Source organism: Rhodococcus sp. 14-2496-1d (assembly GCF_002259365.1).
Classification (GTDB): domain Bacteria; phylum Actinomycetota; class Actinomycetes; order Mycobacteriales; family Mycobacteriaceae; genus Rhodococcoides.
The window spans coordinates 224,570-237,839 of sequence record NZ_NPFV01000010.1; the positions used below are offsets into that span (position 1 = coordinate 224,570).

Annotated in this window: 13 protein-coding genes; 4 read left to right on the forward strand and 9 right to left on the reverse strand. The window is 64.5% G+C overall.

Going from position 1 to position 13,270, the window contains the following annotated elements:
• Position 1: 1 nt before the first annotated feature.
• Positions 2-550 carry a TetR/AcrR family transcriptional regulator gene (locus CH296_RS07890; protein ID WP_094630589.1) on the reverse strand — a complete coding sequence of 183 codons (549 nt, stop codon included), beginning with the start codon at positions 548-550 and terminating at the stop codon, positions 2-4.
• An 83-nt stretch (positions 551-633) separates the two neighbouring features.
• Between CH296_RS07890 and CH296_RS07895 the strand changes: the two genes are divergently transcribed.
• A complete protein-coding gene (locus tag CH296_RS07895) occupies positions 634-1,560 on the forward strand; it encodes an alpha/beta hydrolase (protein ID WP_094684428.1) in 927 nt (308 codons plus the stop codon).
• A gap of 2 nt (positions 1,561-1,562) precedes the next feature.
• Here the strand turns inward: CH296_RS07895 and CH296_RS07900 are convergent, their stop codons facing one another.
• The 4 genes from CH296_RS07900 to CH296_RS07915 all read right to left on the reverse strand — a co-directional run bounded on the left by CH296_RS07900 (position 1,563) and on the right by CH296_RS07915 (position 5,209).
• A complete protein-coding gene (locus CH296_RS07900) occupies positions 1,563-2,228 on the reverse strand; it encodes a TetR/AcrR family transcriptional regulator (protein WP_094646087.1) in 666 nt (221 codons plus the stop codon).
• Positions 2,225-3,070: an SDR family NAD(P)-dependent oxidoreductase gene (locus CH296_RS07905; protein ID WP_094646088.1), complete on the reverse strand. Its 846-nt coding sequence runs from the start codon at positions 3,068-3,070 to the stop codon at positions 2,225-2,227. The genes CH296_RS07900 and CH296_RS07905 overlap by 4 nt, the downstream gene beginning before the upstream one ends.
• Positions 3,067-4,557: an NAD(P)/FAD-dependent oxidoreductase gene (locus CH296_RS07910; protein WP_094684429.1), complete on the reverse strand. Its 1,491-nt coding sequence runs from the start codon at positions 4,555-4,557 to the stop codon at positions 3,067-3,069. Before CH296_RS07910 ends, CH296_RS07905 begins: the two co-directional genes overlap by 4 nt.
• A 103-nt stretch (positions 4,558-4,660) precedes the next feature.
• A complete protein-coding gene (locus CH296_RS07915; protein ID WP_094684430.1) occupies positions 4,661-5,209 on the reverse strand; it encodes a dihydrofolate reductase family protein in 549 nt (182 codons plus the stop codon).
• Positions 5,210-5,350: 141 nt separating this feature from the next.
• Between CH296_RS07915 and CH296_RS07920 the strand changes: the two genes are divergently transcribed.
• Positions 5,351-7,060 carry a ribonuclease J gene (locus tag CH296_RS07920; protein ID WP_045197367.1) on the forward strand — a complete coding sequence of 570 codons (1,710 nt, stop codon included), beginning with the start codon at positions 5,351-5,353 and terminating at the stop codon, positions 7,058-7,060.
• 214 nt (positions 7,061-7,274) lie between these two features.
• Complete coding sequence (locus CH296_RS07925; RefSeq protein ID WP_094684431.1) at positions 7,275-8,531, forward strand: lipase family protein; 1,257 nt, start codon at positions 7,275-7,277, stop codon at positions 8,529-8,531.
• 8 nt (positions 8,532-8,539) lie between these two features.
• On the opposite strand, the gene CH296_RS07930 is transcribed toward CH296_RS07925, so the two are convergent.
• A complete protein-coding gene (locus CH296_RS07930; protein WP_094646092.1) occupies positions 8,540-8,947 on the reverse strand; it encodes a MerR family transcriptional regulator in 408 nt (135 codons plus the stop codon).
• 34 nt (positions 8,948-8,981) lie between these two features.
• Positions 8,982-10,490, reverse strand: coding sequence for a SulP family inorganic anion transporter (locus tag CH296_RS07935; protein WP_256980377.1), 1,509 nt, complete (start codon positions 10,488-10,490; stop codon positions 8,982-8,984).
• Between the two features lie 172 nt (positions 10,491-10,662).
• Between CH296_RS07935 and CH296_RS07940 the strand changes: the two genes are divergently transcribed.
• Positions 10,663-11,556: a LysR substrate-binding domain-containing protein gene (locus CH296_RS07940; protein ID WP_032396712.1), complete on the forward strand. Its 894-nt coding sequence runs from the start codon at positions 10,663-10,665 to the stop codon at positions 11,554-11,556.
• A gap of 176 nt (positions 11,557-11,732) precedes the next feature.
• Here the strand turns inward: CH296_RS07940 and CH296_RS07945 are convergent, their stop codons facing one another.
• A complete protein-coding gene (locus CH296_RS07945; RefSeq protein ID WP_094630595.1) occupies positions 11,733-12,128 on the reverse strand; it encodes a universal stress protein in 396 nt (131 codons plus the stop codon).
• Positions 12,125-13,120, reverse strand: coding sequence for a 2-hydroxyacid dehydrogenase (locus CH296_RS07950; RefSeq protein ID WP_179277659.1), 996 nt, complete (start codon positions 13,118-13,120; stop codon positions 12,125-12,127). The genes CH296_RS07945 and CH296_RS07950 overlap by 4 nt, the downstream gene beginning before the upstream one ends.
• Positions 13,121-13,270 lie beyond the last annotated feature (150 nt).

A 13,270-nucleotide genomic window follows, 5' to 3' on the forward strand; every position in this document is an offset into this window, starting at 1 on the left:
GTCAGCTCGAAGCACCGACCTTGCGGAACAGCAGATCGATCATCGTCCGTTTCGATGCCTCGTCCTGCGGGTGTGTCAACATGGCCTCGATGACGAAGACGATCATGCGGGTCGCCGGCTCGATGTCGGTGTCGGCGACCCCGTCGTTGCGCAGTTCGACGGCGATCCACTGCTCCCACAGCGCATGGAAGTCGTTGTGCCACTTGTCTATACAGGCCGATACCGAGGTGCGCGAGTGGACCGTGTCGACCAGTCGGTGATATTTCTCCAGCTCGTCCACGACCCAGAGAACCTGCTCGGTCACCGACTTGTCGGCGAGGGCAACGAACCGGCTCAGCGCGTCGGCATGGATCTGGTCCAGCACGCCGACCAGTAGCTCGTCCTTGTCACCGAAGTACCAATAGATCGTATTGGTCGTCACTCCGGCAGCGGTGGCGATCCGCCCCATCGGGGTGTGCTCGTAACCGTCGTCGACGAACAGCGACCGAGCTGCGTTCACGATCTCGGAACGCTTCTCGGCGCGATCGACGGGTCGACGGTTGCGCGGCATTCCGCGATCCTATCTTGATCGGCATTCAAGAGGCTGCTAGCTTCTTGAATGCCGATCAAGAATCCGAAAAAGGGACGACCGACATGAGTGCCGACAACCAGACCGGGTACACCCGAACCGACGAATGGTTCGACTCGGAAGGGGTCCGTTGCGCCGTCGCGGTGTACCGACCCGCCGAATCCAGCGGGGATACCCCTGCCGTCGTCATGGCCCACGGCTTCGGCACCCCACGCGTCGTTCGCCTCTTCGCCTACGCAGAGGTCTTCGCCCGCGCCGGTTACACCGTTCTCGTCTTCGACTACCGGCACTTCGGTGACAGCGACGGGGAGCCGCGACAGCTGCTCGACATCGGCAAGCAACTCGTCGACTGGCGCAACGCCGTCGCCTACGCACGAACACTCGAGGGCGTCGACTCGGATCGCATCGTCGGTTGGGGTACTTCCTTCGCAGGCGGACACGTGCTCACTCGGGCCGGCGCAGGCGAGAACTTCGCGGCCGTCATCGCCCAGATCCCACACGTGGACGGAATCGCGGCCGTGCGCGCGACCGGGCTTCGGCGCACTCTCCAGCTGGCCCCGTCAGCGGTGATCGACCGGATCCGCGCTTTGCGCGGACGATCACCCCGATACGTGGACTCGGTCGGCAATCCCGGTGATCTGGCTGTCATGACCTCACCCGACGCCGTTCCCGGACGCGACCGACTCCTCCTCGAATCCGGCCTGAGCGAGGGCGACTACCCGGAAAACGTTGCCGCACGGATACTCCTGCGCATCGGGCTGTACTCACCCGGCCGCACCGCGTCGTCCATCCGATGCCCGGTGCTGTTGCAGATCATGTCCGACGACGTGGTCACACCGGCGTACGTCACCGTGAAGGTCGCAGCGAGAATTCCCGACGCCACCGTGCACATCCACAAGGGCGGACACTTCGATCCCTATGTGCAACCGCTGTTTCCGGTCATCGTCGACGAGCAGCTCGCGTTCCTGAAAAGGGTTGTGCCGGCGCAGTAGAGCTACTGCTCGGCAGGGTCGGCGTTCGTCAACGGCGCGACGATGTTGGCGAGCATGGTCGCGATGGTGGCGACGACGATGCGCCGTTCCGCGGCGTAACCGCTCTGGTACCAGGTCATCGCGGTGTGGCTGATTCCGCCGATCGCGGCGGTGGCGAGCAGGTCGATATCCACATCGGGCCCCGACTCCACGTCGCCCGCGAACGTGCGGAGGTAGCCGAGCAACAGCGTCCCGAACTGCTGCATCACCGTCAGATACGTCTGCTCGACGCGCGGACTGACCCCGAGCACCTCCATCCACACCACCCGGGCCAGGTGTGGGTCCTCGACGACCCGAAAGAAGGGATCGAGCAACTGTTCGGCGGCGGCCCTGAGGTCGCCGTCGGAATCGATCTCCGCCATCGTGTCGGACACCGAATCAGTGAGGTGTGCAATGCATTCGGCGTAGACCGCGAGCAGGAGATCCTCGGTCCTGTCGAAGTACTGATAGAAGTGCCGGTCGGCGATCTTGGCCTCGCGGCACAGTCCGCGCACGGTGGCCGCTCGGTATCCGACGCTGCCGAACACCCGCAGTCCAGCATCCAGCAGTTGCCGCCGCCTTCGGTCGTCGCGGTCGACGGCACTCTCACCGCCGTAGGCCCGCCCGGGAGCATCGGACACTGCGCTCATGACCGTCGGGCATCCAGTTCGGCAGTCAGACGGATCAATTCGGCGTCCCGCTCCATCGCGGCGTCCATGATCGGGTTCACGATGCCGCGCAGTATCGAGATCGGAATCCAGCGACCAGGTACGGCAATGCGCGCAGCTCTTCGTCCGATCCCTCGAACGGCCACCCGGGCGAGCTTGTCCGGGGTGATCGGGCGGAGTAGCGGCGTGGGGAAGGCGCGGTCGATCATGGCTGTCGCGACGTCGTCGCCGCCGAATGCGACCTCGGCGATCGGCGTCGCGACCCATCCCGGATACAGCACTCCCGCTGTCGCTTTCGTGCCCGCAAGTTCCGCGCGCAGAGCACGCCCGAGCTGTTCGACCGCTGCCTTCGATGCCGCGTACGGTGCATTCGCCAGGCCGTTGAGGTACGCGTACGTGGACGAGGTGATCAATACGTAGCCGCCTGACTCGACGATGTGTGGGAGGGCGGCACGCACCGTGTTCCACACGCCGATCAGGTTGACGCCGATGACGCGCTCGAAAACTCCGTCTTCGACGGACCGTATGGTCGATGCCTGTGCACCGCTGGAGATTCCGGCGTTGGCCATAACGATGTCGAGCGTGCCGAAGGTCTCGATCGCGGTGGCGACGGCCGCGTCGAGCTGCTCCCGCACGGTGACGTCGGCGTAGGCGATCGCCACGCGCTGGTTGCCAAGTTTCGCCGCCACGGACTCGAGGTCGGTCGATTTCATGTCGACGAGGACGATCGACGCACCGCGTCGATGCAGCGCCGACGCAACGGCGGAACCGATGCCGCCTGCCGCTCCCGTGATCAGCGCTACCTGGCCCGAGTGATCCTTCATGCCGACACCTCGTCTTTCGCGGTCGCCTCGGTGGGCGAGAAGTGAATGTGGTGTTCCTGCGGACGAAATCGCTTGGCCCACCGGCGGAAGGTGAAGCTGAAGCCGGGGAACATCGCCACGACGTGCCCGGATTTGGACTGATACCAGCTGTGGCAGCCGCCGTCCTTCCAGACGGTGCCCTCCATCTCGCGGTGAATCTTGTCGGTGTAGGCCTGTTCTGCATCTGCAGTGACCTCGATCGCCAGTGCCCCACTGTGCCTGACGGCGTCGATCGCCCGCACGATGTACTCCATCTGCGCCTCGATGAGGAAGATGGCGGAGGTGTGGCCGATACCGGTGTTCGGTCCGGTGACGACGAAGAGATTGGGAAAGCCGGGAATCGTGGTGCCGAGGTAGGCGCGCGGGTACGGATCCCAGACCTCGGACAGGGCCCGGCCGTTGCGTCCGATCACCGGGTACGAGATGACGCCGTCGGTGGCGTCGTATCCGGTGGACCACACCAGGAGATCGACGTCGACGTGTTCGCCGGTGGTGGTGACGATTCCGGTTTCGGTGATCTCGGCGATACCGTCGTTCCTGTCGTGCAGAGTGACGTTCGATTTCCCGAGTGCCGGATAGAGCGTGTTGGACAGCAGCACTCGTTTGCAACCGATGGTGAAGTCCGGGGTGACCTTGGCCCGAAGTTCGGTGTCCGGAACCTGAGACTCGATGTGTTTCAGAGCAGTTCGCTGAGCTAGGGCTTTGAGCATTCGCCGCGAGTACTTGAACCCGATGATGCGGGTCTCGAGCGTCCAGTAGATGCCGGCGCGAACCGCCCTTCGAATCGGTTCGATGCGCAACAGCTTTCGCTGGATCGCCGTGAATTCACGATCGTGGCGCGGCATCACCCAGTGCGGGGTGCGCTGAAAGACGTGCAGCTGCTCCACCTCGGGTTGGATCGCGGGGATCACCTGTGCGGCGCTGGCACCGCTGCCTACGATCGCCACTCTCTTGCCGACGTGGTCGTACTCGGTGTGCCAGTCGTTGGTGTGGAACTGGGTGCCCTGGAACTTCTCTCGCCCGGGGAACGGCGGTACGACGGGTGTACTGAGTGGTCCCGACGCGTTGACGACGAACTTCGCCGCGTAGTCACCCCGCGAGGTGGTGATGGTCCAGTGGTCTCCCGCCCATTCGATCTTCCGGACGTCGGTGTCGACATGCGTACGAGCCGGCAGACCGTTCGATTCGAGCACGTGGTCGGTGTATCGCTCCAGTTCCTCGCGTTCGGCGAACATGCGCGACCACTCGAACGGCTCGGAGGCGATCGAGTACAGCGGACTCTGCACGTCGACGGCTGCGCCCGGGTAGCGGTTCTGCTTCCACGTGCCGCCGAGGAAAGGACGCCTCTCGAGAATGACGAAGTCGTCGATCCCGCGATCGAGCAAGGCCTTGGCGGCGCACTGGCCACCGAAGCCGCTGCCGATGATGACCACACTGTGCATCTGCATATCGACTGACCCCTCCCACGGGCGCGGCATCCGATGACGCGCGTCATCACTTTAAAGTGATGACGCGTGATTCCGCAATGGAATCGAGTCGACCCGCCAGAAGTCACCGACGGGCCGCGTACCGCACCAGGGACGCCCCCGACGGAAATGCTCTGCACTCCAGGAGGCGCAACCACTGCGACGGAGTTCCGTCGAACAATCGTTCGCCGTGCCCGCGCACGTAAGGGAACTGGAACAACCGGTATTCGTCCACGAGGTCCAACGCGATCAACTCCCGACACAGGGTGATACTCCCCGTGCAGACGATGTCCGATCCGCTCGAATTCTTGATCCTCGTGACCTCGTCGATCAGTCGGCCGGACAGCACGGTCGAGTTCACCCACCCGGGGTCTGTCAGCGTCGAGGACACGACGTACTTCGCGACGCGGTTCAGGTGATCGGTCACACCGGTTGTGTCATCGGTTTTCGGACCCCAGTAGTCGCGCATACTCTCGAAGGTCGAGCGCCCCAACAAGAATCCATCCGACTCGTCTCTCTGCGCGGCCAGCGCCGCGTCGAGCTCGGGGTCCCCGCCTGCCCGAGCGAACCAGTCGTCGGTCGCCTCGATGACTCCGTCGACAGTGATGTTCTGTGTGATCACCAGTGAGCGCATGCTCGACGTCTACCACCCCAACCGCACGTCCGAATCACGATCGCCCGAAAATGGTCGAAGACTGCGCCTCCGCGCGTGCGCAACCGTTGGTGTGCGGACCGGGGTCGACGCAGGTCGAGACCCACCCGTAGCGTTGGACGCATGTCGCGATCACCACGTAACCGGAAATCCCCCGCCGCTCCGAGAAAGCGAGCCTCTTCCGCACTCCAGGCCGGGCACCTTCGCGTGATCGCAACCGGCGGTCTGGGCGAGATCGGCCGGAACATGACCGTGTTCGAGTTCGACGGAAAACTGCTCATCGTCGACTGTGGTGTGTTGTTCCCCGAGGAGCACCAGCCCGGCGTCGACGTCATCCTGCCCGACTGGAGTTGCATCCGGGACCGCCTCGACGACGTCGTGGCGATCGTCCTGACGCACGGGCACGAGGACCACATCGGCGGCGTCCCGTACCTGCTGCGCGAGCGCGGTGACATTCCCGTCATCGCGTCGCGGCTGACGCTGCATTTCCTGGCCGCCAAGTTCGACGAGTTCAAGGTCTCGACGACGCTGATCGAGGTCGAAGCGGGGCAGACGCGTCAGGAAGGTCCGTTCGAGCTCGAGTTCGTCGCCGTCAACCATTCGATCCCCGACGGCCTCGCCATCGCCATCCGTACCGACGCAGGCCTGGTGCTGCACACCGGCGACTTCAAGATGGATCAGTTCCCGCTCGACGGTCGCATCACCGACCTGCGTAGCTTCGCGCGCCTCGGCGAGGAAGGGCTCGATCTTCTCCTCGTCGACTCCACCAACGCCGAGGTTCCCGGGTTCATGGTCTCCGAACGCGATCTGGTCCCGGCCATCGAGAAGGTGTTCCGCGAAACGTCGGGACGCGTGATCGTCTCGAGCTTCGCCAGTCACGTCCACCGCATTCAGCAGGTGCTCGACGCCGCGCATGCGCAGGGCCGCAAGGTTGCGTTCGTGGGGCGATCGATGGTGCGCAACATGAAGATCGCCACCGATCTGAGCTACCTCGACGTACCCGACGGGCTCGTGGTCGATCTGCCGAAGCTCAACCGGCTTCCGGCGCACAAGATCACGCTGATCTGCACCGGATCGCAGGGCGAGCCCCTCGCCGCCCTCTCGCGGATGGCGTCGGGCGAACACCAGATCAAGGTGGGCGACGGCGACACCGTACTGATGGCCAGCAGCTTGATCCCCGGTAACGAGAACGCGATCTACCGCGTCATCAACGGTCTCGTCGAGAAGGGTGCACGCGTGGTGCACAAGGGAAATGCCAAGGTGCACGTCTCCGGCCACGCCAGCGCGGGCGAGCTCGTCTACTGCTACAACATCCTCGAACCCGCCAATGTGCTTCCCGTCCACGGTGAAGCGCGACACCTACGCGCCAATGCCGATCTCGCGATCAGGACCGGCGTACCGCGTGATCGTGTGCTGATCGCCGAGAACGGAAGCGTCATCGACCTGTTCGACGGCGTCGCACAGATCACCGGAAGTGTCCCCATCGAACTGATCTACGTCGACGGCAGTGCCGTCGGTGGGGTGACCGAGGATTCGTTGGCCGAGCGCCGGCTGCTCGCCAACGAGGGCGTCCTGACCGTCATCGCCATCGTCGATCCCGATACCGGCCTGCTGGTCGACGACGTCGACTTCATCGGACGCGGATTCGCGCACGAGGCCAACGCTTTCGACTCGTTGGCCAAGGCGATCGGCAAGACCCTCACCCGCGAGAGCGACGTGAACGTGGCCTCTCGCGAGCACATCGAAAAGCGCATCGTGCAGGAGTCGGCGCGCTGGGCCAAGCAGACCCTGGGCCGTCAGCCCCTCATCGTTCCGGTCGTCGTCGACGGCTAGAGCACGTCTTCTCGGTGGCGAGGTGAGTGACCGCACGAAAGTCGCGCGTGGAACGGCTGCTGCCCGGTACGCCAGGCCGGCCTGTCGTGCCGGGTAGCCGGTCCCCCCGCCCGATCCGAGCAAATTGTGCGTTCGGCCCCTGTGGATGATTCCTGCCCCTAGAGTCGTGTGAATAGCTCCGGTAACGATCCGGAACGTCGACCGGGGGGTCTCGATGGGGAAGTACGCGAAGTTCGGCCGTCGGTATGCGGCGGTGGTCGCTGCGGTGTCACTGGTGGTGTCGGGCGGGCAATGGTCGGCGGCTGCCGATCCACTCGGCGATTTCCAGAATCCACCGCGCACCGCCGAATCGATCGCCGCGACACCACTCGACGATCCGTGGGTCGTTCCGCCGCCCGGATACGAAACAGCCGCTCCCGGAACAGTTCTACGGACCCGCAGCGTCACCGTCGGACCACTTGTCACCCCGGTCACCACCACCCAACTGCTGGTCGCCTCGACCGACGCGAAGGACCGCCCCGCTGCCATCGTCACCAGCGTCATCGTCCCGACCGCGCCCTGGACCTCGCCCGGTCCGCGCCCTGTTGTCGCCTACAACATGGCCATCGATTCGCTCGGTGCCACGTGCGAGCCATCGTGGACCATGCAACGCGGCATCGCTGCGGAATTGGCACCCGTGCAACTGCTTCTGGCGCGGGGCTACGCCGTCGTCGTCACCGACCATCAGGGGCCGCGCCATGCGTACGCCGTCGGACCGATGGCGGCACATGCCGTACTCGACGGTCTGCGCGGAGCGGTCACGACCGCCGCGATCGGCCTCGATCCGACTGCGCCCCTGGGCATCACGGGCTATTCGGGCGGGGCGATCGCATCGGGCTGGGCCGTGCAGGAGGCTCCGGCCTACGCCCCCGAACTGAACATCGTCGGCGCAGCGTTCGGCGGAACCCCCACCGACTTCGCGCTGCTCCGTCAGTCCATGAACGGCAACGCCGCGTCGGCGGTGTTCCTCGCGGCAGCGATCGGCGTTGCGCGCGAGTACCCCGAGATGCTCTCGCTCTACAACGACGACGGGTGGCGGCTCGCACAGGCGTCGAAGGACCTGTGCATCGTCGGGATCGCTCCGTTCGGAATCGTTGCTCCGATCCGCATCGAGTCACTGTCCATCACTCCCGATGCGTTCAATTCACCGCTGGCGCTCGCGGTTGCCGATCGGAATCGGTTGGGAGACGGCGGAACTCCGACGGCACCGGTGTTCATGTATCACGGACAGCAGGAGTTCTGGATTCCGAAGGAAGGTCCGGAGGCCGTGTTCGACAAGTGGTGTTCACGCGGAGCCGACGTCCGCCTCGAGGAATACCTGGGTGAACACAGCATCGTGGCCGGCACCGGAGCTCCCGCTGCGTTCGCGTGGTTGGACGACCGCCTCGCGGGAATTCCGGTTCGACCCGGATGCAGTAGCTTCGGCCGCTAGGGCCGAACCTACTCGCTCCGCACTACTGCTCCGCGAGTCGACAGCACCTCGGTCAGTTCCTCTGCGTAGGCGAGCTGCCGCCGCAGCGTGCGGCAGCTGTCCTCGGCCTTGGTATGACATTCACGAACGAAGGCCGCGGCCGACGACCTCGCGTCGTCGGCCGCGTTCTCGTCTCCGAGGATGTCGAGGGATTCCAGGAGCTGTTTCATCTCGGCCAGGGTGAAGTCGAGCGGCTTCATCCGGCGGATTACGAGCAGACGCTCGACGTCGGTCTCGGTGTACAGCCGAAAACCACCGGCCGAGCGGGCAGAGGGGGTGACCAGGCCGACGTCGTCGTAATGACGAACCGTGCGGATGGACAGCTCGGTGCGTTGAGCCACCTGTCCGATCTGCATGTGTGTGCCGTCGTCTGCCATAAGCCGCCTCTCCTCGCCCGAGCGTCCACCCTAGTCAGTGCTCGCCGCCCAGGTTTCCACTGAGACGATCGTGCCGCTCGACCGATGGCGCGTTCATACCGACGATCTCCACCGTCTTGCCCTTCGCCGCGTACTTGGTGGTGATGGCGTCGAGAGTCGCCACGGTCGAGGCGTCCCAGATGTGCGACTCGGACATGTCGATGACGACGTTCTTCGGATCTCCGACGTAGTCGAACTGATAGATCAGATCGTTGCTCGACGCGAAAAACAGCTCGCCCTTCACCGCGTAGACGCGCGTGTCCTCGTCCGGATGAGCCACATCGACCACCTCGGTCAGGTGCGCAACCCTCCTGGCGAACAGCACCATCGCGGTGACGACACCGACGACGACGCCGTAGGCCAGGTTGTGGGTGACCACGGTGACAGCGACCGTGACAACCATGACGAGAGTTTCGCTCTTGGGCATGCGCCGCAACGTCTTCGGGTGAATGCTGTGCCAGTCGAAGGTGCCGACCGACACCATGATCATCACGGCGACCAGCGCGGCCATCGGAATGAGCGCGACGATGTCACCGAGCCCGACCACCAGGATCAGCAGGAAGGTGCCGGCGAGAAACGTCGAGATACGGGTTCGAGCACCGGAGACCTTGACGTTGATCATGGTCTGGCCGATCATCGCGCAGCCACCCATACCGCCGGTGAACCCGGTGACCAGATTCGCCACACCCTGACCCCATCCCTCACGAGTCTTGTCGGAGTGCGAATCGGTGATGTCGTCGACGAGCTTGGCCGTCATCAGCGATTCGAGCAGACCGACAAGGGCGATGGCCAGTGCGAACGGCGCGATGATCGACAGCGTGTCGAACGTGAACGGCACGTCCGGTATCAGGAACGACGGCAGCGAGGACGGCAGCTCGCCCTCGTCGCCCACGTCCGGGACGGCCAGCGCGAAGACGAGAGTGACGGCGGTGAGTATCACGATCGCGATCAGAGGTGCAGGCACGACGGAGGTGAGCTTCGGTAGGAAGAACATGACGAGCAGTCCGACCGCGACCATCGGGTACACCAACCACGGCACCCCGATCAGGTACGGCACCTGCGAGGTGAAGATCAGGATCGCCAGCGCGTTGACGAATCCGACCATGACGCTGCGCGGGATGAACCGCATGAGTTTGGCGACACCGAGGACGCTCAACACGATCTGCAGGACGCCGCCGAGGATCACCGCGGCGATGAGGTAGTCGAGGCCGTATTCACGGGCCAACGGGGCGACAACCAGGGCGATCGCCCCGGTGGCCGCAGAGATCATCGCCGGTCGGCCACCGACGATGGAGATGGTGACGGCCATCGTGAACGACGCGAACAGCCCGACGCGGGGATCGACACCGGCGATGATCGAGAACGAAATGGCTTCCGGGATCAACGCCAGCGCCACCACCAGCCCAGCGAGAACCTCGGTTTTCAGTCGCCTCGGTGAGCGCAACGCGCCCAGCACCGAGACGTCTTCGACGGCGGTGGCAGGCACCTGGGCAGCTCGAGACACGACAACTCCGTTCGATGGGTGCGAGGGACTGCGACAGGTTCGGCGTCCGCTCCGGCGGCAACTCTACTCTTACCGGAGAGAAGGTTGTCAATCGTCGGGGCTTCGACGAGGTGCGCTAGATTCATACGAGAAACACGCCGAAACTTCCCAGCGCGATGCAAGGAATGAATGGATGTTCTCGCTCAACAGGCTGTCCTGCTTCATCGCTGTCGCCGAGGAGTTGCACTTCGGCCGGGCTGCCGAGCGGCTGCACATGACACAACCACCGCTGAGCAGGCAGATTCAACAGCTCGAAAGCGAAGTGGGAGTGCAGCTCATCGACCGCACGAGCCGGTCGGTCACCCTGACCGCCGCGGGCCTGGCGTTCCTTCCCGAGGCTCGACGCATCCTCGACCTCGCCGAGGGCGCATTGCTGACGGTGCGACGTGTGCCCACCGGAGACCTGGGAACGGTGGTCGTCGGATTCACCGGCGCATCGGCGCACGCGGTGCTGCCGCAGTTGCTCGACGCCGCACGCGACAAACTTCCCGACGTGAAACTTGTTCTCCGCGAGATGGTCTCGTCGGTGCAGATGGAATCCTTGGCCGTCGGCGATCTGGATCTCGGATTGGCCAGGCCACCACTCAAGCGGCCGGGTATCGCATCGCGGCCGGTGCTGCACGAGTCGTTGATCGCCGCCATGCCCCACGACCATCCTCTTGCCGAGAAGGCCGAACTGACGGTGGAGGACTTCGACGAGCAGCCGATCATCATGTACTCACCCGTCGATGCGCGGTACTTCCACGAACTGCTGATCAGCACGTTCACCATCGTCGGCGTCACCCCGCGCTACGTGCAGTACGTGACCCAGGTCCACACCATGCTGGTCCTCGTCCGCTCGGGCATCGGATTGGCACTGGTGCCGGAGTCCGCGTCGACCATGCGTCCGAAAGGTGTTGTGTTTCGGCCGGTTCGGACCGTCAAGGAACGGCCTGTCGAGCTCGACGCAGCCTGGCGGCCGGACAACGACAACCCGGCGTTGCACCGTTTCATGACCGATGTGCTGCCGACGCGGGAGTGGTCGTGATGCGCCGCTGATCGAGTTGCCGAGCGTGCCCGAAACCGCAAGTGAGCGCCCTTTTCACCGACTGCGCGCCCCCGATCAGGTCATAGCGGGGGCGCGCAGTCGATAAAAGCGGTGTGAGGTCCCCGTTTGCGTGATCGATGTGATTCGACACGGCAGGACCCGCCGATGACGCGCACTCAGCGCGGCAACCCCACCGGCGGCTTGACGGCCGTCACCGGGCAGTGTGCCTCGAGCAGGACGCGCTGAGAGATGCTGCCCATGAACAATTTTCCGACGGGTGATCGACGCCGGATGCCGATGACGACGAGCTGAGCCTGCTCGTCGAACGAGAGGTCGATCAGATTGTCGGCATGCGAGCGGCCTGCTTCGTTGTCGTGGATCTTCGTCGTGACACCGAGCGCCGACGCCTCCTCGCGAGCCGATTCGACGGTGGCAGCGAAGTCCGCCTCGCCTGCGCTGTCGTTCTCGGCCACGATGAGCAAGTCCGTTTCGCGCATGAGTGCCTCACGAAATGCGAAGGGCAGTGCGCCTTTTCCTTCGATGGTCGGCGAGTAGCCGACGACGACGGTCACTTCGTCACCGGGGTGACGAGGGTGCCGTCGACCAGGAAGCGATCGAGGTTCTCGAGCGTGAGCGCTTCCATCGCGGCGCGGGTCTCCACCGTTGCGCTACCCACGTGCGGCAGCAGCACCACGTTGTCCATCGCCACCAGAGCGTCGGGCACGTTCGGTTCGTGGGCAAAGACGTCCAGGCCGGCACCGGCGAGCTGCCCCGCTGCAAGCAACTCGATCAGCGCTTCCTCGTCGACAACGCTTCCGCGCGCCACGTTGATCAAATAACCCTGCGGCCCCAGCGCTTCGAGCACAGCTCGGTCGACCAGATGCGCAGTTCCCGAGCCGCCGGACGCGGCGATGATCAGCACGTCGACGTTCTCCGCGAGCGCTCTCGGGCCGGCAGCGTAGACATACGGCGAACCGTCGATCTCGTTACGATTGTGGTACCAGATCTCGCAGCGAAACCCTCTGAGCCGATCGGCAATTGCCGAACCGATGCGGCCGAGTCCGATGATTCCGACGCGCGTGCCGGTGACCTGACGCGTCAGTGGCGTGTTGCCCTCGGCGGGCCAGCGGCCGGCACGCACGAATCGCTCGGCGGACGAGAGCCCGCGCACGGTATCGATCAGCAAGCCGACAGCCAGGTCCGCCACGCAATCGGTCAGCACGTCGGGGGTGTTGCTCACGGTGATTCCGCGTTCGGCTGCGGCGTCGACGTCGGTGGTGTCGTAGCCGACACCGAAGTTGACGACGGCTCCGAGCTGGGGCAACCGGTCCATCAGCGCAGCATCGACTCCGGTCCGGCCGGAGGTGACGACCGCGGTGATCGAACTGCCGTGTGCGGCCAGAAAGTCCTCGCGCTCGTCGCCCTCGGGAAGAACCAGCGCGTCGTACTCGGAAACCAAGGTGTCCATCAACGACGGTTTGAGTGGTCCCACTCGGAGCACTCGACCGCCCTGTTGCGAATCCTGCTGCGACACAGAGGTTTTCTCTGAGCTGACGGTGACCATTGTTCTCCTCGCGAGATGGTGGAACGTGCGCGTTTCCTGTACGGTATGCCGCTTCTCGAATACCTGTCCAACACGGAAATAACATGGACCGATACCCAAACGGCATGAACGACCCATTGCCGATGCCGCCTCGACCACCCCGACCTGCAT

Excerpts from the sequence above, each read along its gene's own strand:
- CH296_RS07890 (WP_094630589.1), bottom strand. The coding sequence starts at position 550 with ATGCCGCGCAACCGTCGACCCGTCGATCGCGCCGAGAAGCGTTCCGAG.
- CH296_RS07895 (WP_094684428.1), top strand. The coding sequence starts at position 634 with ATGAGTGCCGACAACCAGACCGGGTACACCCGAACCGACGAATGGTTC.
- CH296_RS07900 (WP_094646087.1), bottom strand. The coding sequence starts at position 2,228 with ATGAGCGCAGTGTCCGATGCTCCCGGGCGGGCCTACGGCGGTGAGAGT.
- CH296_RS07905 (WP_094646088.1), bottom strand. The coding sequence starts at position 3,070 with ATGAAGGATCACTCGGGCCAGGTAGCGCTGATCACGGGAGCGGCAGGC.
- CH296_RS07910 (WP_094684429.1), bottom strand. The coding sequence starts at position 4,557 with ATGCAGATGCACAGTGTGGTCATCATCGGCAGCGGCTTCGGTGGCCAG.
- CH296_RS07915 (WP_094684430.1), bottom strand. The coding sequence starts at position 5,209 with ATGCGCTCACTGGTGATCACACAGAACATCACTGTCGACGGAGTCATC.
- CH296_RS07920 (WP_045197367.1), top strand. The coding sequence starts at position 5,351 with ATGTCGCGATCACCACGTAACCGGAAATCCCCCGCCGCTCCGAGAAAG.
- CH296_RS07925 (WP_094684431.1), top strand. The coding sequence starts at position 7,275 with ATGGGGAAGTACGCGAAGTTCGGCCGTCGGTATGCGGCGGTGGTCGCT.
- CH296_RS07930 (WP_094646092.1), bottom strand. The coding sequence starts at position 8,947 with ATGGCAGACGACGGCACACACATGCAGATCGGACAGGTGGCTCAACGC.
- CH296_RS07940 (WP_032396712.1), top strand. The coding sequence starts at position 10,663 with ATGTTCTCGCTCAACAGGCTGTCCTGCTTCATCGCTGTCGCCGAGGAG.
- CH296_RS07950 (WP_179277659.1), bottom strand. The coding sequence starts at position 13,120 with ATGGTCACCGTCAGCTCAGAGAAAACCTCTGTGTCGCAGCAGGATTCG.